The sequence below is a fragment of the Psychromonas sp. genome (genome assembly GCF_047632955.1).
Taxonomy (GTDB): Bacteria; Pseudomonadota; Gammaproteobacteria; order Enterobacterales; family Psychromonadaceae; genus Psychromonas.
In genome coordinates, this window is the sequence record NZ_JBLIED010000013.1 from 24,613 (window position 1) to 49,823 (window position 25,211).

Consider the following 25,211-nt stretch of genomic DNA (forward strand, 5'->3'; position numbering starts at 1 on the left):
TCCCTAGTCACTTTCTGTCATTGATTGACGGTGTAAAATAGAGGTAAATTCTTCCATTAAATTAATATATGCCGTTTCTAATTTTCCAACTTGTGTTGAAAAACGGTTATACGCCATAACAGCAGGAATCGCGGCAAATAGTCCCATGGCTGTTGCGATTAACGCTTCAGCAATACCCGGAGCCACCATCGCCAGGGTCGCTTGCTGCACTTGACCTAATGCAATAAAGGAATTCATTATCCCCCAAACCGTACCAAACAAGCCAATATAGGGACTGATCGATCCGATTGTCGCCAGAACAGGCAGCCCTGTTTCCAACTCATCAATTTCTCTAGATAAAGTTACCCGCATGATGCGGTGAGCACCTTCAGTGGTACTGTCGACACTGCGTCCCGGCATCCGGTGTAAACGTGAAAACTCTTTAAAACCGCCATGAAATATTTTTTCACCCCCGGTAATTTTTTCACTGCGAGCAGCCGACTCTTTGTATAAACGGCTTAAATCATGACCTGACCAGAAACGTTCTTCAAAAATTTTCAGGGCTTTTTGTGACGCCTTAAGGTTTTTTGTTCGAGAAAAAATCAATGTCCAGGAATAAACTGACATTCCAAGCAAAAGAATTAATACAAATTTAACAAGCCAACTAGCTTGTATAAACAGACTTAAAAAAGACATATCAGCATGCACTGGCGATTACCTCAATAATTTCAGCCGGAATAGCTGCGGGTTTCATTTTCTGTAAATTAACACAGGCGATTAGAGTGCCAGCTTGGCATAAAAGTTCTCCGTTTTCTTGAAAAACTTCTTGTTTAAACCTTATACTGGCTTTTTTGTGATAAATTATTTGTGTTTTCACATTCAATAACGCATTAAAACGGGCAGGTTTAAGACAGTCCATATCCACTTTACGCACTACAAATGCAATATTTTTTTCTAATAAAGTATCTTGTTCGATGCCCAGCTCACGTAAAAATTCAGTGCGCCCACGCTCAAAAAACTTCAGATAATTTGCGTAATAAACGATGCCACCGGCATCGGTGTCTTCATAATATATTCTTACTGCTAAGGTTGACATGAACACACAATTTTCCATAAAAAAGAATAAAAGTTCAAGCTACTACAAATACCACATTTTGTCGAATTATGGCAGATATTTTAGTTAATTGGTCATAAAAAAAGAGGCAGTGATTGCCTCTTTTTTTGTTTTAGGATTATCTCATTACACTAACGTATTCCATAGGAAGGTTAACAATACCCCCTAGGAAAAGTACCGATTGAAAACTATTTCCCATAACCAGTAACGACGACAAAAGCCTATTCCATGAACAAATGCAGCACTTAATGCCAGCATCAGTATGGTTAAATAGCCATGATCCTGTTGAGCTGAACTGACGGCTATGTGACTAGGATATATAAGCAGTAATCCATTTAAAAACAGCGCGAGTAAAAGCGAAAAAACCCGCGTTATTAAAAACTAAAATGGACGGTGTAATATAATAATATAATAATTAAGAGGGCAGATCTTCATCGAAACCGCCCGCCTTCTCATTTGTTACAACTTGTCTGTACCACAATCCATGGTTAATAATTAAGAGGGTAGATCTTCATCGAAACCGCCCGCCTTCTCATTTTTTTCAACTTGTCTGTACTACAATCCATGGTTAATAATTAAGAGGGCAGATCTTCATCGAAACCGCCCGCCTTCTCATTTTTTTCAACTTGTCTGTACCATAATCCATGGTTAATAATTAAGAGTGAAGATCTTCATCAACACTGTCCGCCTTCTCGTTTGCTTCAACTTGCTCGCACCACAGACCATTGATAATGCCTAATGCGCAAGCTAATAAAACCCCTAAAATCCACGCGAAATACCACATAAAAAACCCTTCTTATAATTATTAATATGCTGAACTTTTATTATTTTCCATATGTTCTTTGCCAATTCGACCAAACATTTTGAAATAACACCAAGAGGTATAAATTAAAATAATTGGTAAGAAAATAGCGCCGGCAATGGTCATAATATTAAGCGTCATCTCACTCGATACTGCATCCCAAATCGTTAAGCTGAAATTGGGCTCAATACTTGATGGCATAATAAAGGGGAAGGTACTAACGGCAAAAGTCATTAATACGCCCACTTGAGTAACACTACTAAAGAAAAAAGCAAAAGCATTACGATTAAGTTTACTGGCAATCCAGACCAATATTGGACATGATAAACCAATGAGTGGTGCAATCATGGTCAGCGGATATTTGTCATAGTTCGCAAGCCAGGCACCTGGTTGTAACTGCGCAGATTTTAGTAACGGGTTAGCTGGCCCATTTAAGTCCATTAATGAGGTGATCACATAACCATCAATACCGTAAGCGACCCAAACCCCGGCCAATGCAAATAACAGGATGGTAATTGGTGCACAATACAAAGAAACCAAACGTGCTCGTTGCTGCACAATGCCTTCAGTTTTCATCTGCAGCCAAGTTGCGCCCTGTAAAATAAATAAAGTTAATGAGAATACCCCGGTTAACAATGCAAAAGGGTTTAACAGAACAAAGAAACTGCCCAGATAAGTTGAACGTAAGTATTCATCAAAAACAAAGGGGACGCCCTGCAGTAAATTACCAAAAGCGACACCGAAAATGATCGGCGGTACAGCGCTACCGATGAAAATCCCCCAGTCCCAACTGCCTCTCCAACGCGGATCACTGATTTTACTGCGGTAATCAAAGCCTACCGGACGGAAAAACAAAGCAAATAAGGTCAGCATCATGGCCACATAAAAACCCGAAAATGCAGTTGCGTAAACAGTCGGCCAGGCAGCAAAGATAGCCCCGGCTGCCAGTACTAACCACACCTGATTGCCTTCCCAATGCGGTGCAATACTATTGATCATGATACGGCGTTCCTGATCTGTTTTACCGATAAAAGGAACCAGCGCACCAACCCCCATATCAAAACCATCGGTAATAACAAAACCAATCAGTAAAACACCTATCAATACCCACCATAATAATTTTAATGTTTCGTAATCAAACATAAGAATCTCCTATCCTTGTTTGTTGGTTTGTGCGAGATCAGCTAACTGCTCGAAATGATATTTTCCTGTTTTCAGGCTGCTTGGCCCTATACGTGCAAAACGGAACATTAAGAACATCTCAATCACCAGTAATACGGTATAGAATGAGGCAATCGAAATAATACTAAAGAGAAGCTGCTCGCTTGAAACGCTCGAAGTGCCCATATGCGTTGGCAGTATTTCAGCAATTGCCCAGGGCTGACGACCATACTCGGCAACTATCCACCCGGCTTCCATGGCTATCCAGGGTAACGGCAGGCTATAAAGAACAATTTTATGGAATAATTTATTTTGCCCGATGCGGTTACGCGCGGATTGGTAAAATGCAAATAAGAAGATAAATAACATTAACACACCACAAGCGACCATGATTCTAAAGGAAAAAAACACTGGCGCAACGCCGGGAATACTGTAATCAACGGTCATCTGAATTTGCTCTTCAGTAGCATCAACAACATTTGGCGCATATTTTTTTAGCAATAGCCCGTAACCTAAATCCACTTTCACAGCTTCAAAAGCGGCTGTTTTTTCAGCGGATTTATCTCCGTTGCGCAGATCCGTCAACAGGGCGTAAGCAATCATTCCATTGCGAATACGCTTCTCATGATTGGCCATTAATTCTTTTAATCCAATAACCTCCTCATCAATGGAGCGTGTCGCAATAATACCTAAGGCATAGGGGATTTTAAGAGCATAGTCAGTACGCTGCTCTTCCTGATTAGGGATACCAAACAGTGTAAAAGCAGCGGGAGCGGGTTCGGTTTTCCATTCGGACTCAATCGCAGCCAGTTTTACTTTCTGTATATCACCTATCTCATAACCACTTTCATCACCTAATATGATGGTTGATAAAATACCGGCAGTACCAAAAGCGGCGGCAATAGCAAAAGAGCGTTTAGCAAAGGCCAGATCACGTCCTTTCAGTAAATAATATGAGCTAATAGCCAATACAAACATGGCTCCGGTGACATAACCGGAAGCCACGGTATGCACAAATTTGACCTGTGCGACCGGATTAAAAACTAAGTCTGCAAAACTGGTCATCTCCATTCGCATAGTCGTGTAGTTAAACTCAGCACCTACCGGATTCTGCATCCAGCCATTGGCGATTAAAATCCATAGCGCCGACATACTTGAACCGAATGCCACCAAAAAAGTAGCCCCCAGATGCTGTAATTTACTCAGTCGCTCCCATCCGAAAAAGAATAAACCGACAAAGGTGGATTCTAAAAAGAAAGCCATCATGCCTTCAATGGCCAAGGGCGCGCCAAATACATCACCGACATAATGCGAATAATAAGCCCAGTTAGTACCAAACTGGAACTCCATGGTTAAACCCGTGGTCACACCAAGCGCAAAGTTAATACCAAAGAGTTTTCCCCAAAATTTGGTCATATCTTTGTAAACTTGTTTGCCGGTCATTACGTATAACGATTCCATAATCAGCAATAACCACGCTAACCCGAGTGTTAGCGGTATAAATAAAAAGTGATACAAGGCGGTCATTGCAAATTGCAACCGCGATAAATCAACTATGTCATCCATCTCTTTCTCCTAAGTAAATCATTAATTGTTATTTTTATTGTTATTATCGTAGTTGTTCTGCTGCGCTAATTCTTGCTAGGTTATTTCACCAAACCGACGGGCGTCATTAAGCACAATAGGATCTGAAAAATAGAAGTACTTAATAGTCAAAATAACAATAAGTTTAATAATTAAAACCACTGTTATTTCACGGATTAATGGAATTGAAAAAATGCCCTGTTGCGGTAAAATTTTTTTAATCATGTTCACATCCGAACGATAAAATAGGCAAACTCCAGTTCAATGTTAATGAAGTGTTAACCACAGCAAAGATTACAGCGATCTCACTGTTAAATTTAACAATACTTTAACATCAATGAGTTACAGATCAATAATGCGTTATTTATACTCAGTTCCTTGATTTAGATCAAGCTTTAATTATTAATAAAGGGTTCCTCACTCTTTATTAAAATGTCTAATTTTTTCTTTCAAAGTGCTACTAACTAAAGGGATCAAGTCTGAGGATTTTATGCTGTATTGGATACAAACCACAAAGAGATGCAGATTCAGCGTTTTGCCCAGAAACAACAATGAACGCTGACTTTCTAATAAGCGAAATTGATATAATATTACAAACCTTACCCTTTAAAGGCACTAAATCCTGTATTAATGGCTCTTATATTTTTGGTCTTTCGCTATTTGGGTTTATCAAAGCCAAAGTGCAAGTAGGTTCTGTTGGTGGCAATACGCCCACGAGGCGTGCGCTGTAAAAACCCCTGCTGAATAAGGTAGGGCTCCAATACATCTTCTATAGTTTCTTTCTCTTCGCCAATGGCAGCCGCTAAATTGTCCAAGCCGACCGGACCGCCCATAAAGGTATCTAAAATCGCCATCAACAACTTTCTGTCCATGTAATCAAAGCCTTCATTATCAACTTCGAGCAGATCCAGGGCTAATTTCGCAACCCCTTCATCGATAACATTGGCTTTTTTGACCTGAGCATAATCGCGCACTCTGCGTAATAAACGATTGGCGATACGTGGTGTACCGCGTGAGCGCCGTGCAATCTCAATAGCACCGGCCTCATTCATATCGAGCTTAAAATGTCCGGCACTGCGTAACACAATCCGCGTCAGTGACTTAAGGTCGTAATATTCAAGACGCTGGACAATACCAAAACGGTCACGCAAAGGCGAAGTTAAGGATCCTGCTCGCGTGGTCGCGCCGATTAGAGTAAATGCCGGCAGATCTAGTTTAATGGAGCGTGCAGCGGGGCCCTCCCCAATCATAATATCCAGTTGGTAATCTTCCATTGCCGGATATAAAATCTCTTCCACCAGCGGGCTTAATCGGTGTATTTCATCGATAAATAGAACATCATTTTCTTCAAGATTGGTTAACAATGCAGCTAAATCACCGGCCTTTTCAAGGATAGGTCCCGAGGTGGTTTTAATATTAACTTCAAGTTCATTGGCAACGATATGCGATAAGGTTGTTTTACCCAATCCGGGCGGACCAAAAATAAGTAGGTGATCCAGTGCTTCATTACGCTGACGCGCGGCCTCAATAAAAATTTCCATCTGCTTATTAACTTGCGGCTGGCCTTCGTAATCGGCCAGAAATTTGGGACGGATCGCCCGATCAATAAAATTTTCATCAATCTTTTGCGTGCCGGTAATCAGGCGATCTTCATCTATCATTTTTATACCCGCTTATTATTATCATTTAGAGCATACTTTTTAATGAACTGCGGATCAAAGCTTCACAGTCCATGCCTTCCTGATAAACCTGTTGAATGACCTTTTCCGCCAAGACCGGTTTGTACCCTAAACTAACCAGCGCACTAATCGCTTCATCTTTTGCGTTACCGTGAGCTGCGCTATTTGAAAATTCGTTATCAAAAACCATTTTATCTGATTCCGGTGTTAATAAATCGGCACCCGTCCAGTTTTTCAGCCGATCTTTCATTTCAACCACCAAACGCTCAGCGGTTTTTTTACCAACACCCGGCAATTTAACTAAGGTAGTGACGGCATCATTATGAATACACTGCACAAATTGATTGGCAGACATACCCGATAAAATAGCCAGTGCTAACTTTGGACCCACACCGTTGACTTTAATTAATTCACGAAACATCGCACGTTCATGTTTATCAGCAAAACCGTATAAGAGCTGTGCATCTTCACGTACCACAAAATGCGTATAAATAATCGCTTCTTCTCCTGCATCGGGCAAAGCATAAAAAGAGCTCATCGGCAATTGTACTTCGTAGCCTACGCCAGACACTTCAATTAACACTTCCGGAGGCTGCTTTTCTATTAAAACACCACGTAATCGTCCAATCATCTCAAATTCTCAGTTAATAATATAATGCGACAAGCATAAAAAACAACTGAGTAAATATCCAGTGTTATTTTTTGGTCCGTGCTTTAACAAACAAGACTCATAACCATTTTTTAAGTTTATTCTCACCAGCAAATAACAAGATGCCCGCCCAGATAAAGATAAAAGTAATGACCCTCGCCAAACTTAATACTTCACCATAGATAAACACTGCCATCAGAAACATCATTGAGGGGGCAAGATATTGAAAAAACCCCAGAGTTGACAGTTTTAAACGTAATGCTGCCTGTGCAAAAAAAATAAGCGGCGTCGCAGTCACAAGACCGGCAAACATTAAACAAAGATTTAACGACCAATTATTATTAAGCATGTTCGCGTTTTGCCCCTGAGCGACAAAAAACAGGTAATATAATGCCACGGGTAACACTAATAAGGTTTCAAAAAACAAGCCGATCAGTGCTTCAATTTTAATTTTTTTACGTAATAAACCATAAAACCCAAAAGTAATGGGCAGCACTAAAGAAACCCAGGGTAAGCTGCCGACTTGTACAACCTGAATCAGCACTCCAAGCAGTGCTAATGAAACCGCAATCCATTTGACTCTGCTTAAGGATTCATTTAAGAAAATCAGCCCTAAAAGGACATTAATGAGCGGGTTAATAAAATAACCTAAACTTGCCTCTAGCATACGTCCATCATTTATTGCCCAAATAAAAATGCTCCAATTAACCGTAATTAATAAACTTGTGCAGGTTAAAAATAAAATATTTTTGGGTGTTTTAAGAACAACCAGCGCTTTTCTCCAGGCTCCCATAAAAGTGATAACAATGGCGATAAACACCACCGACCAGATCACTCGATGCGCTAATACTTCATATACGGGAATAAACTCAAGATACTTAAAATAGATAGGGGCAATTCCCCACAGTAGATAAGCTCCAAGCGCATAGACAATACCAAGCTGCGTTTGAGAAAGATCTTTCATTGTTACCTCTGAGTCGAATTGGGGATAATAAAGCGTGTTAAAAATAAGTTAGCGGAACCTGCCACGAACGGTTTTAGCAACCTGCCCGGACATTGCAACCAGCGTCTGGGCGGTATGAGCATGGCATATTGCAACCGCCAAACCATCGGCAGCATCGGCCTGAGGTCTGCCCGAAAGATTTAAAATCTGCATCACCATCTGTTGGACTTGTTCTTTTGATGCCGCGCCACTGCCAGAAACCGCCTGCTTAATCTGCCGGGCTGAATATTCACAAACATATAAATCCGCCTGAGTAGCGGCAACAATAGCAGCGCCACGAGCCTGCCCGAGTTTTAATGCAGAATCCGGATTTTTTGCCATAAAGACTTGTTCAATACCAAACTCAGTGGGTTGATATTGTTTAATAATTTCGCTGATACCGTTAAAAATCATATCCAGTTTGGGCGCTAGCATATCGCCTTTAGTGCGAATGCAACCACTGGCAATATAAATACATTTACTGCCTTTTTGCTGAATAACACCATAGCCGGTAATTCGGGAACCGGGATCTATACCAAGAATAATACTCACGGCAAAACCTTAAAAGAAGATCGCAAAAGATATAACTAAACGGCTTGAAAATGCGAATCAAGGAGATGGTTATATATGAATAGAAAAAATCGATTACTGTACGCTGTGCCGTGAAATAGAGCAAAGAAAAATCATAAAACAATTTTTATTCTTCTGTTTATAGAAAAGGTTAGAAGAATCTCAGGCTGCTTTCATGTTTTCTTTACCCCTAAAATATGAAAGCGGTTACATAAAAGCATTCGCCATGCTTGCTTATTACTCTATAATGCCCCTTTAGTGTCTGCATTCAACTTAACCGTTGCAGTACCCTTTTTATGATGATTAACCAACAACCTCAACAGGCAGTTAAAATTATGTCGACTATCAGTGACGTGGGTAAATTAGCGGGTGTATCAAAGGCGACCGTTTCCAGAGTAATTAACAACAAAGGTCATGTTAAAGAATCAACACGCAAAGCCGTTTTTGATGCAATGGAGCAGCTGCACTTTAAACCGAACAGTTTAGCGCGGGCATTAGCCAATAATAGTTCAAACAGTATTGGTTTAATACTGTCTGTTTTTGATGGTGATTATTTCGGTGAACTGCTCAGTCAGGCGGCAAAACTTGCTGATCAGGCGGGTAAACAGCTGTTTGTGACTGACGGACATAATGATCCTAAACGTGAAATTGAAGCAATTGAATCGTTGGTGGACCGCCGCTGTGATGTCATCGTTTTATACAGCCGTTATCTGTCAGAGCAGGATTTTATCGATATTAAAAAACGAATTCAGATACCGATAGTGGTGATTAACCGCCACCTAGGTGTGCAATCATACCCCGCGGTTTGTTTTGATCAGGAGCATGCCGCCAGACTTGCGGTAAACCAATTACTGGATATGAATCACAAGCAGATTGCCTGTATTACTTCCCCGCTCAACGCCTCGTCAGGTGTACTGCGTTTAAAAGGTTATCAGGATGCGCTAGCACAGCGCAATATCCCGGAAAATAAAGATTTGATTCTAGAAGGGCATAATTTAATTGTCAGCGGTTATGACGCGTGTAAAAAACTATTGCGCTCAGGCGTGTCATTTACGGCGATCTTTGCTTGTAATGATGATATGGCCATTGGCGCGATCAAAGCACTGACTGAAGCAGGACTAAAAATCCCTGAAGATGTGTCTATTTTCGGTATCGATAATGACCCAATAGGTTCTTATATAACCCCAACCTTATCAACCGTCGAACTACCTATTACAGAAATGACCAGCACGGCAATTAAAATGGCGCTGGATCTTGCTTGTGGCAAAGAGGTCGAGGGGGGAACTAAAGAGTTTCGAGGTAAATTGATTGTTCGCGATTCAATCCGTTATATCTGATCATCCAATCCTGTTAAACCTTGATATATTAGCGAAGGCTTAAGGCTTTCTGTGGTGAGTAAGAATAAGACGCCACTGTAAGATAAACAATCATTTCACAGTGGCGATTAAGAAGAGTGCTTTATTTACCCTGAATAATACGATGAATATTAATCATCTCCTCGATCATCTCTTTGGCTAGCATCGCCGTCATAATATGATCCTGAGCATGAACCATAATAAGATTTACCGGTACCTTACCCTCACCTTCATCTAAACCAATCAATGCAGTTTGCACTTTATGCGCACGCTTGGATGCTTCAGCGGATGCAGCTAATAACGAATCCACTTCATCCCATTTACCGGCTTTCGCGTTATGCAGAGCTTCCATCGCACAAGATTTTGATTCGCCCGCATTAATAATAAGTTCCATTACTGTACTTTCTAATTCTTCACCTGAGATCATTTTATTTGCCTTAAATAGTTTTTGATTATTTATTTAATTATTGCTGGACTTTGAGTCATGTTTAAAAAATGGTAAACGGCACCTATTAATCCGGAATCATTATTAAACTTACATTGTTCAATGCTAACGAGATCAGCAACTTTGAATTTTTTTAATGGCCCTTGAGCATCGAGTATCCGCTGAAATTTTTCCTCTATTTTGGAAAATATTTCATCCCGTTGACTGATTGCCCCGCCGATAATTATTTTTTCCGGATTTAAAATAAAGGTTAAATTATATAAGCCCATCGCGATGCTTTGATAAAACCTGTCAATCACCTTTTTAGCAACCGCATCCCCTTCATCAGCGAACTGATAAACAGCTTCACCCGAGATATCTTCTACCGACAAGTTATCTTTAGCCTTAGCTTTAGCTTTAGCTTTAACATAAGCATCTCTTAAGCCTTCTTTTACAGAAGCTGTCTGACTCATTGTGGCATTATTCAAATGCTCCGATTCAAAGATATTATTGATCAGCATATAACCAAATTCACCGGCCATATAACCATGGCCTCTGACCATTTGATTATTGATAAAAACAGCCCCGCCGATTCCCGTACCAATAGTGATACAGATAAAATTAGCAGTATCTTGAGCAGTGCCCATCCATTTTTCCGCCAGAGCGACGCAGTTGGCATCATTTTCCAGTTCAACGGGTAAAGCTAATTTTTCGGTCATTATTTCTTTAAAGTTTATGCCGTAAAAATCCATAATCGCCCCCCCCGTTTTCAAATACCCGGTCTCTACATCGACAAAACCAGGCATAGAAAAAGCGGCACCCTGTAAATCATAAAGTGCTGAATATTTTTCTTTAATCTTTATCAGATTTGCAATAATAGAACTCCCGCTGAGTTCAGTTGTCATTTTATCCTTTGCTAAAATATTAGCATTCTGATCTAATACTCCGAACTTAATGGTTGTGCCACCAATATCAAAAGCCAAATAATGTTTCATGCTGTTCCTTTTATATGCTAAGTTTTTTAACTAAATGAATTAACCTTCCAAGTTTTCACCTCGGGTTGCGATAATATTTTTAAACCAATGAAATGACGCTTTTTTCTTACGTTCAAGACCCTTTTGGTGATCCACATAGATGAAACCATACTGTTTTTTATAACCGTTCAACCAGCTTAATAAATCAATCGCAGACCAGGCGTAATAACCTTTAATATGGACTCCGCGGCTAATCGCTTCTTTGACGGCTTTCAGATGATCGTTAATAAAGTTGATCCGCGCGATATCACACACTTCACCTTCAATGATCGGATCTTCATCACCTAAACCGTTTTCCGTAATATAAAGTTTAATTTGTCCGTAATTATCCTTGAGCATTTCAAGGCCGGCAACAAAACCTTCAGGGGAAATTTCCCAATCCCATTTAGTGTATTTTTTATCATCCATTTTAACGGTTTTATAAACCTGATCAAAACTTGGATTACCCGGTCTGCCCGTTGAATTATCCAAAGTGATGACGTGCTCAACCGCCCCCTCCATTTTTTCAACCCGCATCGGTTGGTAATAATTTAACCCCATAAAATCATTTAAAGGCGCAGCTTGTTCAATAAGCAGTAACTCATCGGCGGTCCAATCAGGTAACAGACCCGTTTTTTCCAGTTGCTGCACCACATATTCAGGGTATTTCCCTTTGAGAATAGGATCGTAAAACCAATTCATATTAAATTGGTTAGCATGCATTGCAGCAAAGTTATTTTCTTCTGAATCATCAACAGCAAAAGCGGGAGCAAATACATGACTTAAACCAATTTCACCGTACTGATTTAGTTTTTTATATTCAATAATCGTCTTAGCGTGCGCATAAAATACATTATGTGTGACCTGGAAATATTTTTTAGGATTGTTTTGAATGCCCGGTGGGTGTGCACCCGATAAATAACCTAATGAAGCGAAGACAACCGTTTCATTAAAAGTAATGAAGTTTTTTACACGATCACCAAATGCATTAAAACAGATTTTGGCGTATTCAACATAAGCATCAACGGTGTTTTTATTTAACCAGGCGCCCTCTTTTTCAAGTGCTAAAGGTAAATCCCAGTGGTAAAGAGTGACAAACGGAACGATCCCGTACTTTAAGCACTCATCTATCAGGTTGTTATAAAAATCAATGCCTTTCTGGTTTATTTCGCCCCTGCCGTTAGGTAAGATACGCGCCCATGAAATAGAAAAACGGTATGACTCCAGCCCCATTTCTGCCATTAATTTAACGTCTTCTTTATAACGATTGTAATGATCAACCGCAACATCGCCATTTGTACCTTGAAAAGTTTTCCCTGGGATTTTGCTAAACTCATCCCAGTTAGTTGGACCTTTACCATCTTGATCCCATGCACCTTCGACCTGATAAGAAGCAGTCGCAGCACCGAACAAGAAATCATTTGCAAATTTCATTTTTTAACCCCGTGAAAATATTATTTAATTGAATGTTTTTAATGAGTATTTAAATGACCATCAAACAGCTCGATGGCCACTTATTTATTTAAGCGAGAAGTTTTAATGCCTCTTCAAGGATTTTTTCACCCTTCATCATACCGTAGTCCGCCATATTGATAACTTCTACTTTTTTGTTAACAGGGTCAGCTATTTTCTGTAACTCATTTTTTTTAAAGCGAATTTGCGGCCCTAAAAGAAACAGATCGTATTCCTCTAAATTATCATGAAAGGCTTCTACAGGCTGCGCCTCAATATGTACTTCTATGCCTTTTTTTTCAGCACTTTCACGCATTTTTTTAACAACCATCGAAGTTGACATTCCGGCGGAACACAGTAATAAAATCTTTTTCATCATTATTTCTCTCTATTTTTGTGAAGTTATTGTTTTTTCTTGAATCAGACAGTAACTGGCTGTAAGTCCGGCTCATCTTGCTGAGCATGTTTTTGTGAATTTTGTCTTTCCTGATGTTCCTCGTTAGCGGCTAACTTGTCCTGATATTTAAAGAATGGGAAGTACACACAAAGGGTCATGCAGAAAACACAAACTTGTAAGATAGCGGCAGGCCATCCGCCGATAATAAATCCACTTAAGATCATAGGGGTTGTCCACGGAACCTGAATCGCCGAGAACGGACCAACAAGACCCATGCTGATTGAGCTATACACCATACAAACAGAAAGTAGCGGTGCAACGACAAAGGGAATAAACATAATAGGGTTAAAGACAATAGGGGTTGCAAAAATAACCGGTTCATTAATATTAAACAGACCCGGTACAAAGGATAATCGTCCCAGCTGTTTCATCTGAGCAGAGCGTGCGAATAATACCATGCAGCAAACCAGGCCAAATGTCAGACCTGAACCACCAACGGTCAGGAATTGATCGACAAACTGGTTGGTTACTATTTTTGCATTTTCACCTGCAACGAGCGTTATACCGTCATTAATAAGTCTCTGATTATGAAGAGCATTGGCGGTAACAATCGGGCCCATAATACCCATCACGACGACCGGTCCGTGAACACCACACCACCAAAGCAGAGAAATTAACAGTGCAATACTCAGGGCGCCCCAGAATGAGTCAGACATATTTTGTAACGGCGTTTGTAAAATAGTGTAAATAGTTTCGATAAAGGTCTGATCGAAACCACTTTTGAAAAAGATAAAGGTCAGAAAGGCTAATGTGATAATAATAAAACCGGGAATTAACGATTTAAATGCATTTGACACACCTTCAGGCACCGCATCGGGCAATTTAATAACCCAGTTTCGATTAAGCGCCAGCGAATAAATTTTACCCACCACTAAACCGATAATAATAGCGGCAATCATACCTTTACCACCGAGGTACTCTTTAGGTATTACCCCGCCGATATGCGCGATTCCATCTGGCGCCATGACAAAAGCGTTATTGACAATTAGCAGGGAAACAATCGCTAAGACGCCGGCGTTGGTACCGACATGGCCTTCATGTTTAACATAGGTATAAGCAATACCAAAGGCGCCAACCATGGCGAGAATGTCAAATGTTGCCCCGACGACTTGAAATAAGGGTGTCGCCCATTCGGCACCAAAAATACCGGCCATAAATTCGCCATAACCGTCAATGGGTATAAATGCCAGCAGCAGAAAGACGGAGCCGATAATAGTTAAGGGCATGGTCAGCATAAACCCTTCTTTTATAGCGACAATCGATTTTGAATTGACGACTTTTAATACCTTGCCCAGAACAGCATCCAGCTTATCCATTAAAGCAGCTTTTTTATCCGTAGTTTGCGTACTCATTTAACACCTCTAGTTAGCTTTTAAAATATTTAATTGTTAGAAAATAGTTTTGATGAGCGGACTGTAACCGGTTTCCGAAACCGGTTACACAAAAACTGGTGATTAATGCGAAATGGATCACAATATATTTACCCTAGGTTTTTGTAAGAGCTTTTTATAAAAAATGGACTTTGAAAAAAGGGAATTTTTCGAGTTAATACGATAAGGCCCCTCTCAAGAAATCAATAAAATTTATTTATATTAATCAGATAGTTAAAATAAGATATTGGATTATTAACCGCTTTTTTAAAGAGTTACTTTTTTGCTCTGCAGGAAAATGACGGCAAGATAAAGATTTGAGCAGGGTTATGGGAGAAAGTCTAAGATGATGAAAATATTGATTTTATTATGTTCAAACTGAAGGGCTATACGAACGAAAGGGAGCATATCTAATGCTCCCTTATTTAATTGCCAGCAATTAATTACATTTTTTCTAATTTGCGTTCAATTTCTTTTATTTTACTTGAGACAACAGATTCCAGGTGTTTTAAATCATCCAATATCTGCACCTTTATCTCTTTTTCTTCTTTTACATGTTCCGTAAGAGAGTCAAGCTCTTTGAGAACATAACGCAGGGTGCTATTAATTTCAGAGACATTTCTGAATCCGTTACTGCCATGCTCAGCGCTTATTTTTTTTCTCTGCCTTGGAAATTTAAACTTAAGACTTTTGGCGAGAAATTGACGCGAGGCCTTACGGAAATATATTTTGAGAATATCATTATCACCTTCTTGGCGAAGCGTATATTTGTCGATATTTTCATAATTGACAACGCCAATGTTTTTTAAGTTTGAGTACATAATAATTCCTTGAGAATGAGTGATGAGCTTATGCAAGACCGATTAAGCGGAACAAGACGTTATTCAATAGCATTAATATAACATTAATATAACATTACAGTTTTAATAGCTCTTCTAAAAGTTTTCAATGCACTAACTCTAAACTATTAGACCTTGCTTACATTCTTTCCATAAAAAATTAACTTCTTGATATATTGTGTGTTTTTTTCTATTGCTTATAAATTCAGATAATATACTGAGCGACGCTTTTTTAACTGATAATAAACAGTTAAAGCGGTCATTCTGAAAACCTTAACTACCACCCTGAAATAAAGGCTTCCAGCCATTGTTCTTCCTCTCATTGTGCAATAAAACCTCTATTGATTCGACTTATTTTAATTTCAGTCATAAACTCTTTTCTGGTAACTTCGCATACCATGAATAAACAAGTTAAAAACTTGAATTCTCACAAAACCTGATGGTAAGAAACACACTCGTTGCTCCGGCACATCCACTAATGAGGTCATTATGCTAACACCCAAAATCCCTGAAATACATAAAACACACCCCATACCGCAGGAAGCCTTCGATTGGTATGACGAATATGCCCATGGATTGATGGACAGACGGACATTCATGAAGAAACTATCCACCCTGGTTGTAGCCGGTGTTTCAATGACCATGCTGACATCAGCATTAATACCGAACTATGCCCTTGCCGAGCAGGTTTCTTTCAATGATCCGGATATAAAAGCCGAATACCTCAGTTTCCCTTCCCCCGAAGGTAATGGAGAAGGACGTGGTTATCTAGCGACACCCGTCGGGTTAACAGAGAAAGCGCCGGTGGTTTTGGTTATCCATGAAAATAGAGGGCTTAACCCCTACATCAAAGATGTGGCGCGCCGCCTGGCCAAAGCTGGCTTCATTGCATTTGCTCCCGATATACTGCATACATTAGGCGGTTATCCGGGCAATGATGAGGAAGGCAAACAGATGCAGAGCTCCATGGATAAGGTAAAAGTAGAAAAAGATTTTATCGCTGCGGCGCTGTTTATAAAATCGCACCCTTCTGGAAATGGAAAGCTAGGGTCTGTCGGTTTCTGCTTTGGCGGTTATATTGTCAATATGCTGGCTGCAACTGTTCCCGATAAGCTGGCTGCATCCGTATCCTTTTACGGTACCCCGGCAGCTAAAGAGTTACGCGCAAACATTAAAGGACCTTTAATGATTCAGCTTGCCGAACTGGACAAAAGAGTCAATGCAACCTGGCCTGAATATGAGCAGGATTTAAAAGCGCATAACATTGATTACGTCATGCACATGTATCCAAAAATGAATCATGGTTTTCACAATGATTCTACAGCCCGCTATGACGCGGAAAATGCCGAGCTTGCCTGGAAACGCAGCATTGATTTTTTTAATAAACACCTTGCCTGAAAGCATTTATTAAGCCAGATAAACAAGCCTAGCTGTTATTTTGTGAGGTGGTATTTCACCTCACAATATAGATTCAGGGTTAACAGCAAATACATTATTTAAAGCCCCCTATTTCAACTCAGAAAAACGCATAAAAACAAGACACTGGCTGAGCTCAAATGGATTTTGAACAACTTCAACTGGTCACAAAATAATGGACGTGATATTACTTGTCAGCTACAGCGCCCCTTAGACAGGAAAATAAAATGGAAGGGACTAACATCACTGAAATTAAACGCCCGGTCAATATCCACCAGCATTACCATGCCCACATCTATTTTGACCAGCAAACATTGACCTTTGCAACTAGCCTGTGCCAGCAAGCGGGTGAATTATTTAATCTTAAGGTTGGTAGAATTCATCAAAAGGCTGTCGGCCCCCACCCTATGTGGAGCTGCCAAATATCATTTAACGATCGGGATTTTGATAAATTCATTCCTTGGCTGGATGCGCAGCGCAATGGACTGACCATTTTCGTGCATGCAAATACCGGGGATAATCTTAGAGACCACACTGAATATGCTTATTGGTTAGGAGAGAGTGTTAAACTTAATCTCGCTATGTTTCGAGCTTAAGCGCACAGCATTAGCGCCCTGCTTACTGGTTAGGAGAGAGTATTAAACTTAATCTCGCTATGTTTCGAGCTTAAGCGCACAGCATATTGCGTATGATCGAACGTTAGGAGAGTTATCATGCAGAAAATTATTTTAATATCTAAAATCACCTGCCCGGAATGCGGCTTTGAAAAACAGGAAAGCATGCCGATCGACGCCTGTCTGTATTATTATCAATGCACGTCATGCCACTCACTTATCAAACCTCTTGCGGGAGACTGCTGTGTTTTTTGCTCCTTTGGCACGCTTAAATGCCCACCGCAACAGGCCGGGGATTGCTGTTTGTAACCGCCAGATTATAAATCTTTCAGACGTTTCATTGTTTTGCCTTTGCAGCTAATATCCCGCGCCTAATTTTGTGAGTCATCTGGCAAAGAATATAAATATTAATATAAAAACAATTAGTTACTAGATAATAGATAATTTCAGGAGAAAATAATGAGTCATCATCGGCGAATCACACTGCTGCTTATTTTCTTCTATTTTTTAACCCTTGCTCTGTCCGCTAATTGGTTATGGCAATTTAGCTACGGACGTCTGGTCGAAGCTAACCAGCAGCAGCTTGAACGTTTCAGTGGTCACCTGGAAAATCAACTTGAACGCTTTGCTTATATCCCACAACTATTATCCCGACAAGGGATATTGATTGATAGCTTAAAAGTCGCCAATAACTCTGCTCAACAAAACATCACCAACCACCATCTGCAGTCGATTAATAACATTATCGGCGCTTCGGACACTTATCTTCTCGATGCTAACGGGAAAACAATTGCGGCCAGTAATTGGTCAAAAAGCACCTCTTTTATTGGCCATAATTTTGCTTTTCGTCCGTACTTTCAACAGGCGATGAATGATCAGCGCGGACACTATTTTGCACTCGGCTTAACTTCCGGTCAACGCGGTTATTACTTTTCTTATCCGGTAAAATACGCGGCTGAAATTTTAGGTGTAGTGGTCATAAAAATGGATCTTTCTTCAATAGAAAAAGCCTGGTCCGGCAAAGAGCAGCATTTTATAGTGACTGATAAAAATCATATTATCTTTATTTCCAGTGAAACCGCTTGGTTATTCCACAGTATGGCGCCGCTTTCAGAGACGCTAAAAAATGAAATTTTAAATAGTCGCCGCTATCTCTCCAATGAAATCAAATCATTATCCTTTACGGGTTCCTTGGATAAAAGTCCTGCACTACTGCGTTTAAATGCTGACGCGCAAGCGGGAAAACGTTATTTATCTCTCAGCCAAACTCTAAAAAATGTAGATTGGCAAGTCCGAGTACTGACACCGACAACTTCCCTGCTGATTAATATCACCATGCTTATTGTGTTTGTTTCATTGTTCTACCTACTGCTTTATCTCGTTCATATTCTGATAGGTCAAAAACAAAGCAGATACAAGGAGCAAGTGTTATTACAGGCCAAGGCTAAACAGCAACTGGAATTTCAGGTGATGCACCGCACCTCCGCATTACACGCGGAAATAGATGAAAGGCGCAAAGCTGAACGGGCACTGCGGGATACTCAGAAAGAGTTGATCCAGTCGGCCAAATTAGCCGTGTTAGGGCAACTTTCCGCGAGCATCAGTCACGAATTAAATAACCCCCTGGCAGCCATTCGCAGTTATGCTGAAAATGCCGTAACATTTCTTGATCTTGGGAAAAAAGACAAAGTCTCCAACAACTTAACACGCATCACCTATCTCACCGACCGAATGGCAAAAATCAGTTCTCAGCTTAAAGCATTTGCTCGAAAATCCGACGGGGAGCTTTCAATGATCTCCTTACAGCCGGTATTATTGGCATCCTACGAATTGGTCAAACCACAACTTAAGGCAAGCCAGGTTTTATTAGAGATGGACCTGCCCGACAAACCGGTTCAGGTCAAAGCTGAGCCGATCCAGCTCGAACAAATTGTGGTTAATCTGCTTTCCAATGCCATTCAGGCAATGGAAGAGTGTCAGGAAAAACACATTACAATAACCTTGACGGTTGACGATCAGCAGGCGCGGGTTGAAGTGCTCGATATTGGTACCGGTATTAAACAAAGCGATTTAACGCTATTATTCGAACCCTTCTTTACCACTAAAGAATCCGGTCTTGGTTTAGGGTTGTCAATTTCCCAGCAGATCATAAAAAACATGCACGGTGAAATTTGGGCTGAAAACAGGCGGGATCAGGGTGCCAAATTTTGTATCAGCCTGCCATTACAGCATTAAGGAGCAGTTATGAGTCCGGTTTTTTTTATTGATGATGAATATGATTTACGCAGCGCAAGTGAACAAACCTTTGAATTAGCAGAGATTGAAACGCGCTTTTTTAGCGACGCTGAGTCGGCGTTACTCGCCATGAAAACCACCCTTCCGGTGGTTGTGATAACTGATATCCGTTTGCCGGGTTTATCGGGTCAACAATTATTAACTACGCTGCACCAATGGGATCCTGACTTGCCGGTTATTCTTATCACCGGACATGGTGATATTTCAATGGCGGTGCAGGCGATTCGCTCCGGTGCTTATGATTTTATCGAAAAACCATTTTCATCGGACAGGTTAATTGAAACTACCCGTAAAGCCATTGAAAAACGCCAGCTTACCCTGGAGAACCGTGCGCTAAAGAAAGCACTGCAGAGTAAAGATACGCTCGGCCCGCGCATTATCGGCAATACTCCCTGTATTATTTTACTCAGGCAGATGATAAGTCGCGTTGCCGACAGTCAGGCAGATATTTTATTATTTGGCGAAACCGGTACAGGTAAAGAATTAGTCGCGCGCTCCCTGCATGAACAGAGTCAACGCAACGCAAAAAACTTTGTCGCGGTCAATTGCGGCGCAATACCGGAAAACCTCATTGAAAGTGAACTTTACGGCCATGAAAAAGGCGCATTTACCGGTGCCGATAGCCAGCGCATCGGAAAGTTTGAATATGCGCAGGGAGGGACGCTGTTTCTCGATGAAATAGAGTCGATGCCGATGCAGGCGCAAATACGTTTGTTAAGAGTACTGCAGGAACGCAGTTTGGAACGCATTGGCTCAAACAAGGCCATTAAGCTGGATATCCGCATTATTGCCGCCACCAAAATAGATTTAAAAACGGCCCCTGATTTCAGACAAGATTTGTATTACCGGTTAAATGTAGTCACCCTTGATCTGCCGGCTTTAAAACAGCGCAAAGAGGATATTCCGACACTCTTTCATCACTTTTTATTAGTCGCGGCGGCGCGCTACGGTAAAGCTGCTCCCGCTCTTCCCGCAAATGCACTGCAGGCATTGTTAGCACACGACTGGCCGGGAAATGTGCGCGAGCTTAGAAATGCCGCCGAACGTTTTATTTTGCTTGGATCATTAACCGGATTAAATAACGATAATGACGTTGTCGATAGCGGACTGAGTTTATCAGCTCAGGTAGAAGCATTTGAAAAAGCGTTAATAGAGCAAGCGTTAAGTGTCACCGGCGGTAGCATTAAAGAAACCATGGCCACACTTAATTTGGCGCGAAAAACCCTTTACGATAAAATGCAGAAACACGATCTGGAAAAACAAAATTATAAAGAACCGGAACGGCCTTAACTGGCACTAGGCGGTCATTTTACTCCGCTTATAATCGAGTATCATTTACCCGATTATGCTTGAGTTAATTTTCAAGACAGGGGTAATTCAGGGTAATAACAACAGACTTCGACGCCGGCTTTTTTAGCCTGCTCGAATAATTGCGCATATTTCGAATCAATGTGCGCCGCTGCCTGTACCGATTTAATACCACTATGCAGTACAGCAAAGAGTAATACACTGCGAAAACCCTGCTCTTTCATTTCGATTAACTCGCGCAGGTGTTTTTGACCGCGCGTGGTGACTGCATCGGGGAAAAAACCTTTGCCTTCAAGCGTCGGCTGTTCAAGCAAAGTACAACTTTTCACCTCAACATAACAATCGGCTTTATTTTCATCGCTCAAAAGAAAATCGATGCGGCTATTTTCAGCGCCATACTTCACTTCAGCTTTAATGGTGCTATAACCCGACAACGCTTCAATTTCGCCCTTATGCAGCGCCTCACTAACCAACTGATTAGCCCTTGCCGTATTCACGCATATCCAGTGTTCATCTTTGCTAAAAGTGAGCTCCCAGGTGTATTTATATTTACGTTTGAGATTAGTTGAGGTGCTGTACCAAACCTCATCGCCCGGTTCTGCACAGCCGGTCATCGCACCGGTATTGGGGCAGTAAATAGTCAAAACTTCTCCATTATGTAACTCAATATCAGCCAGAAAACGCTTATAACGTTTGATCAGTGTCGCTTTTTGTAAATTGTTAAACATATTTTAAACTTGCCCTATTGATTGAATTTTAAGTCGCCAAGCTCCGGCAAATGAACTAATGAAATGAGTCACGGTTAAGCAGGATAAATTAACCATCAAGTTTAAGAAACTAAAAAACCGATAAATAGCTGTATTTATCGGTTTTTTATAACAAATCAAAAATGGATGCTGTTATTTGGTAATAATTTCAGGTCCCATCATCAGTGTGGGTAACCAGGTTGAAACCCAGGGTACGTAGGTGACTATCATCAAGAACAGGAACATCACGCCGACCAGCGGTAACGAGGCTTTGACGACTCTCATCATGGACATCTGCGCGACACCTGCGGTGACAAACAGATTCAGCCCCACGGGCGGGGTTATCATGCCTATTTCCATATTCACTACCATCATAATACCGAGGTGAATAGGATCAATTCCCAATGACGTGGCGATTGGAAAGACCAGCGGCGCAACGATAATAAGCAGGCCGGAGGGCTCCATAAATTGGCCTCCGATTAATAGAATGACGTTAACCGCAATGAGGAAAGTGATCGGCCCGAGACCGGCATCGAGCATTGTTGCGGTGATCATTTGCGGAATCTGCTCTTCCGTTAAAACGTGTTTTAAAATCAGGGCATTGGCAATGATAAACATCAGCATAATAGTGAGTTTACCCGCTTCGTAGAGGGTTTTACGGGTATCTTCGTGACACAGTGCATGTGATGCTTTACGCCAGTAGGGTTGAGCGCGTTTCTCCGCAGGCTCTTTAGCGGATAAAGGTCCCATGTCTTTATAGATAAAATTAGAGATAAAAAAGGCATAAACTGCTGCCACGGCAGCGGCCTCGGTCGGCGTAAAGATACCGCCATAAATCCCGCCAAGAATAATCACAATCAGCAGCAATCCCCAACCCGCATCTTTGGCCGAATCAAAAACCTCTTTCCAGCCGACAAAAGGTTGCGCCGGAATATTCTTAACCCGCGCATAAATATAGATAGCAACCATCAGCATCAAGCCGGCCAGTAAACCCGGTATTACGCCACCTAGAAACATTCTGCCGACTGAAACATCGGTCGCCGCCGCATAGACAACCATCACGATGGAAGGCGGAATAAGAATCCCCAGGGTGCCGGCATTACAGATAACACCCGCCGCAAAATCTTTGCTGTAACCATTTTTGACCATGCCGGCAATCACGATGCCGCCAATCGCCACGACAGTTGCCGGAGACGATCCGGACAGTGCCGCAAACATCATGCAGGCAACCACCGAGGCCATTGCCAGACCACCGCGAAGTGATCCCACTATGGCGATGGCAAAACGGATAATCCGCTTAGCGACGCCACCCGTGGCCATAAAACTGGACGCTAATATAAAGAAAGGAATAGCTAATAAAGTATAATGTCCGGCAAAAGCGTTAAACAGTGTTTGCGCGACCGATGCAAGCGACGCATCAGAATGTATTAATAAAAAGATAATGCTCGACAGACCCAGAGACACCGCAATAGGCACACCGACCGTCATAAACACAATAACCATTAGAAAAAGGTATAACATAGCCATAATTATTCTCCCTTCTTCGAATGATGTAACGAATCTAAATCTTCTTCGGCTTCATGACTTGCAATCATCTTATCTATTTTATTGGTGGCAACCAGCCAGGCAATCTGCAGAAATCGATAGGTCATCATTGCCATACCCAGCGGCAGCGCAAAATAGGGAATAAAACGCGGTAACTTTTCATATTGCTCTCCTTCATTGAACCAGATAGCCAAAAATTGTAAGAAGTCCGGCATCGGAATGTCCTGGGTTTCATACCAGGCTTGGTCCGTTATAAAGGGAAGCCAGTAGTCCCAAGAACCAATGAATAATAAAATTGAAAACGCCAGGCATGAACAGACGGCGATTAATGCAAAGACTTTTTTAAGCCCTGCAGGCGCAAGATTAATGACCACATCAACGCCGATATGAAAATGTTTTTTCACCAGGTAAGAGGCACCGACCAGCACCATCCAGGCAAACATAAACACGGTCAGCTCCAATGCCCATAAAATATTATCGTTTAATACATATCGGAAAACGACGTTGGCAAAGGTTAATAAAGTCATCAAACCTAAAAAGAGCGCAATTAAGGTCTCTTCCAGATAGTCAGTTATTTCCCCTAATCGAGTAAAAAATCCACTTTTCATTTGCCACGCTCCGAACTTATTAGTTAGTAGGTATTAGGTGTTAGGTGTTAGAAAGTACTGCTTAACTCGCCCACTCCATTTGCAAATACGGACCTGCGTATAGGCAAATGGATGGGTGATAGTGTTATTTATTTGACGCTATTGCAGCATCAAGCAGATCGCTACCGATATCTTTTTCGAATTTTTTCCACACCGGTTTAAGTGCAACAACCCAGGCTTGACGTTGCTCCGCGGTTAAAGTGCGTACCACGCCGCCCGCATCAATGATTTTTTGTTTGTTTTCTTCATTAACTCTCATGGATTCACCATTTCTGGTTTGAGTCACTTCAGAAAGTATGGTGCTTAACTGAGCACTGACTTCTGTTGGTAAAGATTTCCACCATTTATCAGAGGTCACCACTAGGTAATCGAGAATACCGTGATTGGTTTCAGTGACGCCGTCTTGTACTTCGAAGAATTTTTTACCGTAGGTATTTGACCAAGTATTTTCCTGACCATCGATAACTTTTGTTTGCAGACCGCCATAAACTTCACTAAAAGACATTTTTTGAGGGTTAGCGCCAAGTTGTTCAAATTGAGCAACAAGCACATCGGAAGCTTGTACTCGGAACTTAAGGCCCTCGGCATCACTCGGCAGTAGCAGCGGTTTACTCGCTGACATCTGTTTCATGCCATTGTGCCAAAATGCCAATCCTTTTATGCCTCGGCGGACCATCGAATCTTTTAAAGCGTCACCGGACGCGGAATTTTGAAAGCGGTCTACGGCGGCCACATCATCAAATAAAAACGGCAGATCAAAGAGACGGAATTTTTTAGTTATTTTTTCAAACTTGGATAAAGAAGGAGCAGCAAGCTGCAGGTCACCGTTCAAAAGTGCTTCCAGCGCCTGGTCATCATTATAAAGGGTGGTATTAGGAAAAACTTCCATACAGGCTTTGCCATCCATCTCTTTATTCACTCGGTCGGCTAATAAAGAGGCGGCGATCCCCTTCGGGTGGCTGGTCGCATTGGTTACATGGCTGAATTTGATCACTATTTCACCAGGCTCGCAACTTGCTGTTGCATTAAAGCTTGCAAGTACGGCAACGGTGCCAAGGGAAAGGGTCATTAATTTATTTAACATGTTGTACTCCTGTACGGCAGTTTTAGTTGTTTTATCTGTCGCCTTGTCTATTAATTACACAAGGCGTCGGTTGAACTACATTTTACATTTTACATTTTATATGTAGCAACTAACGTGCCAATGTTA

General features: G+C 41.3%; 27 protein-coding genes. 6 read left to right on the forward strand and 21 right to left on the reverse strand.

Translation table 11 applies throughout. The features are described 5' to 3' along the window. Nucleotides 1-3 precede the first annotated feature (3 nt). From tolQ to ruvC, 11 genes are all read right to left on the reverse strand, one after another. On the reverse strand, nt 4-687 hold the full coding sequence (gene tolQ / locus ACJAZP_RS09905; protein ID WP_415230576.1) for a protein TolQ: 684 nt from the start codon (nt 685-687) through the stop codon (nt 4-6). Beyond that, nucleotides 677-1,075: a tol-pal system-associated acyl-CoA thioesterase gene (gene ybgC / locus ACJAZP_RS09910; RefSeq protein ID WP_415230577.1), complete on the reverse strand. Its 399-nt coding sequence runs from the start codon at nt 1,073-1,075 to the stop codon at nt 677-679. The genes tolQ and ybgC overlap by 11 nt, the downstream gene beginning before the upstream one ends. A gap of 183 nt (nt 1,076-1,258) precedes the next feature. Then, a complete protein-coding gene (locus ACJAZP_RS09915) occupies nt 1,259-1,468 on the reverse strand; it encodes a cyd operon YbgE family protein (RefSeq protein WP_415230642.1) in 210 nt (69 codons plus the stop codon). Between the two features lie 280 nt (nt 1,469-1,748). Further along, entirely contained in the window at nt 1,749-1,877 is a 129-nt protein-coding gene (gene cydX / locus ACJAZP_RS09920; protein ID WP_415230578.1) for a cytochrome bd-I oxidase subunit CydX, read from the reverse strand. 21 nt (nt 1,878-1,898) lie between these two features. Next, nucleotides 1,899-3,038, reverse strand: a complete 1,140-nt coding sequence (cydB, locus tag ACJAZP_RS09925; protein ID WP_415230579.1) for a cytochrome d ubiquinol oxidase subunit II — start codon at nt 3,036-3,038, stop codon at nt 1,899-1,901. A gap of 9 nt (nt 3,039-3,047) precedes the next feature. Continuing rightward, the gene (locus tag ACJAZP_RS09930) at nt 3,048-4,622 is read right to left on the reverse strand and encodes a cytochrome ubiquinol oxidase subunit I (RefSeq protein ID WP_415230580.1); all 1,575 of its coding nucleotides are present in this window, start codon (nt 4,620-4,622) and stop codon (nt 3,048-3,050) included. A gap of 75 nt (nt 4,623-4,697) precedes the next feature. Then, nucleotides 4,698-4,865 (reverse strand): cytochrome oxidase putative small subunit CydP, encoded by a 168-nt coding sequence (gene cydP, locus ACJAZP_RS09935; RefSeq protein ID WP_415230581.1) that lies wholly within the window; start codon nt 4,863-4,865, stop codon nt 4,698-4,700. Nucleotides 4,866-5,296: 431 nt separating this feature from the next. Further along, nucleotides 5,297-6,301: a Holliday junction branch migration DNA helicase RuvB gene (gene ruvB / locus ACJAZP_RS09940; protein ID WP_415230582.1), complete on the reverse strand. Its 1,005-nt coding sequence runs from the start codon at nt 6,299-6,301 to the stop codon at nt 5,297-5,299. A gap of 25 nt (nt 6,302-6,326) precedes the next feature. Continuing rightward, the gene (gene ruvA / locus ACJAZP_RS09945; protein WP_415230583.1) at nt 6,327-6,950 is read right to left on the reverse strand and encodes a Holliday junction branch migration protein RuvA; all 624 of its coding nucleotides are present in this window, start codon (nt 6,948-6,950) and stop codon (nt 6,327-6,329) included. 97 nt (nt 6,951-7,047) lie between these two features. Beyond that, the gene (gene rarD / locus ACJAZP_RS09950) at nt 7,048-7,932 is read right to left on the reverse strand and encodes an EamA family transporter RarD (RefSeq protein WP_415230584.1); all 885 of its coding nucleotides are present in this window, start codon (nt 7,930-7,932) and stop codon (nt 7,048-7,050) included. Between the two features lie 48 nt (nt 7,933-7,980). After that, a complete protein-coding gene (gene ruvC, locus ACJAZP_RS09955; protein ID WP_415230585.1) occupies nt 7,981-8,502 on the reverse strand; it encodes a crossover junction endodeoxyribonuclease RuvC in 522 nt (173 codons plus the stop codon). Between the two features lie 353 nt (nt 8,503-8,855). Between ruvC and ACJAZP_RS09960 the strand changes: the two genes are divergently transcribed. Next, on the forward strand, nt 8,856-9,857 hold the full coding sequence (locus tag ACJAZP_RS09960; RefSeq protein WP_415230586.1) for a LacI family DNA-binding transcriptional regulator: 1,002 nt from the start codon (nt 8,856-8,858) through the stop codon (nt 9,855-9,857). A 121-nt stretch (nt 9,858-9,978) separates the two neighbouring features. Here ACJAZP_RS09960 and ACJAZP_RS09965 read toward each other — a convergent pair whose 3' ends face one another. The 6 genes from ACJAZP_RS09965 to ACJAZP_RS09990 all read right to left on the reverse strand — a co-directional run bounded on the left by ACJAZP_RS09965 (nt 9,979) and on the right by ACJAZP_RS09990 (nt 15,412). Then, nucleotides 9,979-10,302 (reverse strand): PTS lactose/cellobiose transporter subunit IIA, encoded by a 324-nt coding sequence (locus tag ACJAZP_RS09965; RefSeq protein WP_415230587.1) that lies wholly within the window; start codon nt 10,300-10,302, stop codon nt 9,979-9,981. Between the two features lie 29 nt (nt 10,303-10,331). Then, nucleotides 10,332-11,294 (reverse strand): ROK family protein, encoded by a 963-nt coding sequence (locus ACJAZP_RS09970; RefSeq protein WP_415230588.1) that lies wholly within the window; start codon nt 11,292-11,294, stop codon nt 10,332-10,334. Nucleotides 11,295-11,333: 39 nt separating this feature from the next. Further along, nucleotides 11,334-12,746 (reverse strand): GH1 family beta-glucosidase, encoded by a 1,413-nt coding sequence (locus ACJAZP_RS09975; protein WP_415230589.1) that lies wholly within the window; start codon nt 12,744-12,746, stop codon nt 11,334-11,336. Nucleotides 12,747-12,834: 88 nt separating this feature from the next. Continuing rightward, a complete protein-coding gene (locus ACJAZP_RS09980) occupies nt 12,835-13,143 on the reverse strand; it encodes a PTS sugar transporter subunit IIB (protein ID WP_415230590.1) in 309 nt (102 codons plus the stop codon). Nucleotides 13,144-13,184: 41 nt separating this feature from the next. Beyond that, nucleotides 13,185-14,573, reverse strand: coding sequence for a PTS sugar transporter subunit IIC (locus ACJAZP_RS09985; protein WP_415230591.1), 1,389 nt, complete (start codon nt 14,571-14,573; stop codon nt 13,185-13,187). 461 nt (nt 14,574-15,034) lie between these two features. Continuing rightward, nucleotides 15,035-15,412 carry a DUF3461 family protein gene (locus tag ACJAZP_RS09990; RefSeq protein WP_415230592.1) on the reverse strand — a complete coding sequence of 126 codons (378 nt, stop codon included), beginning with the start codon at nt 15,410-15,412 and terminating at the stop codon, nt 15,035-15,037. A gap of 507 nt (nt 15,413-15,919) precedes the next feature. On the opposite strand from ACJAZP_RS09990, the gene ACJAZP_RS09995 reads away from it, so the two are divergent. The 5 genes from ACJAZP_RS09995 to ACJAZP_RS10015 all read left to right on the forward strand — a co-directional run bounded on the left by ACJAZP_RS09995 (nt 15,920) and on the right by ACJAZP_RS10015 (nt 21,045). After that, a complete protein-coding gene (locus ACJAZP_RS09995; RefSeq protein ID WP_415230593.1) occupies nt 15,920-16,828 on the forward strand; it encodes a dienelactone hydrolase family protein in 909 nt (302 codons plus the stop codon). A gap of 245 nt (nt 16,829-17,073) precedes the next feature. Beyond that, complete coding sequence (locus tag ACJAZP_RS10000) at nt 17,074-17,442, forward strand: DOPA 4,5-dioxygenase family protein (RefSeq protein WP_415230594.1); 369 nt, start codon at nt 17,074-17,076, stop codon at nt 17,440-17,442. A 117-nt stretch (nt 17,443-17,559) separates the two neighbouring features. Then, complete coding sequence (locus ACJAZP_RS10005; RefSeq protein WP_415230595.1) at nt 17,560-17,769, forward strand: GDCCVxC domain-containing (seleno)protein; 210 nt, start codon at nt 17,560-17,562, stop codon at nt 17,767-17,769. A 150-nt stretch (nt 17,770-17,919) separates the two neighbouring features. Next, nucleotides 17,920-19,695: a sensor histidine kinase gene (locus ACJAZP_RS10010; RefSeq protein ID WP_415230596.1), complete on the forward strand. Its 1,776-nt coding sequence runs from the start codon at nt 17,920-17,922 to the stop codon at nt 19,693-19,695. 9 nt (nt 19,696-19,704) lie between these two features. After that, a complete protein-coding gene (locus ACJAZP_RS10015) occupies nt 19,705-21,045 on the forward strand; it encodes a sigma-54-dependent transcriptional regulator (protein WP_415230597.1) in 1,341 nt (446 codons plus the stop codon). A gap of 71 nt (nt 21,046-21,116) precedes the next feature. Here the strand turns inward: ACJAZP_RS10015 and sfsA are convergent, their stop codons facing one another. From sfsA to ACJAZP_RS10035, 4 genes are all read right to left on the reverse strand, one after another. Continuing rightward, the gene (gene sfsA, locus ACJAZP_RS10020) at nt 21,117-21,791 is read right to left on the reverse strand and encodes a DNA/RNA nuclease SfsA (protein ID WP_415230598.1); all 675 of its coding nucleotides are present in this window, start codon (nt 21,789-21,791) and stop codon (nt 21,117-21,119) included. 171 nt (nt 21,792-21,962) lie between these two features. Next, complete coding sequence (locus tag ACJAZP_RS10025) at nt 21,963-23,336, reverse strand: TRAP transporter large permease (RefSeq protein ID WP_415230599.1); 1,374 nt, start codon at nt 23,334-23,336, stop codon at nt 21,963-21,965. A gap of 2 nt (nt 23,337-23,338) precedes the next feature. Further along, entirely contained in the window at nt 23,339-23,962 is a 624-nt protein-coding gene (locus ACJAZP_RS10030; RefSeq protein ID WP_415230600.1) for a TRAP transporter small permease, read from the reverse strand. Nucleotides 23,963-24,086: 124 nt separating this feature from the next. Continuing rightward, nucleotides 24,087-25,085 (reverse strand): DctP family TRAP transporter solute-binding subunit, encoded by a 999-nt coding sequence (locus ACJAZP_RS10035; protein WP_415230601.1) that lies wholly within the window; start codon nt 25,083-25,085, stop codon nt 24,087-24,089. Between the last annotated feature and the right edge of the window lie 126 nt (nt 25,086-25,211).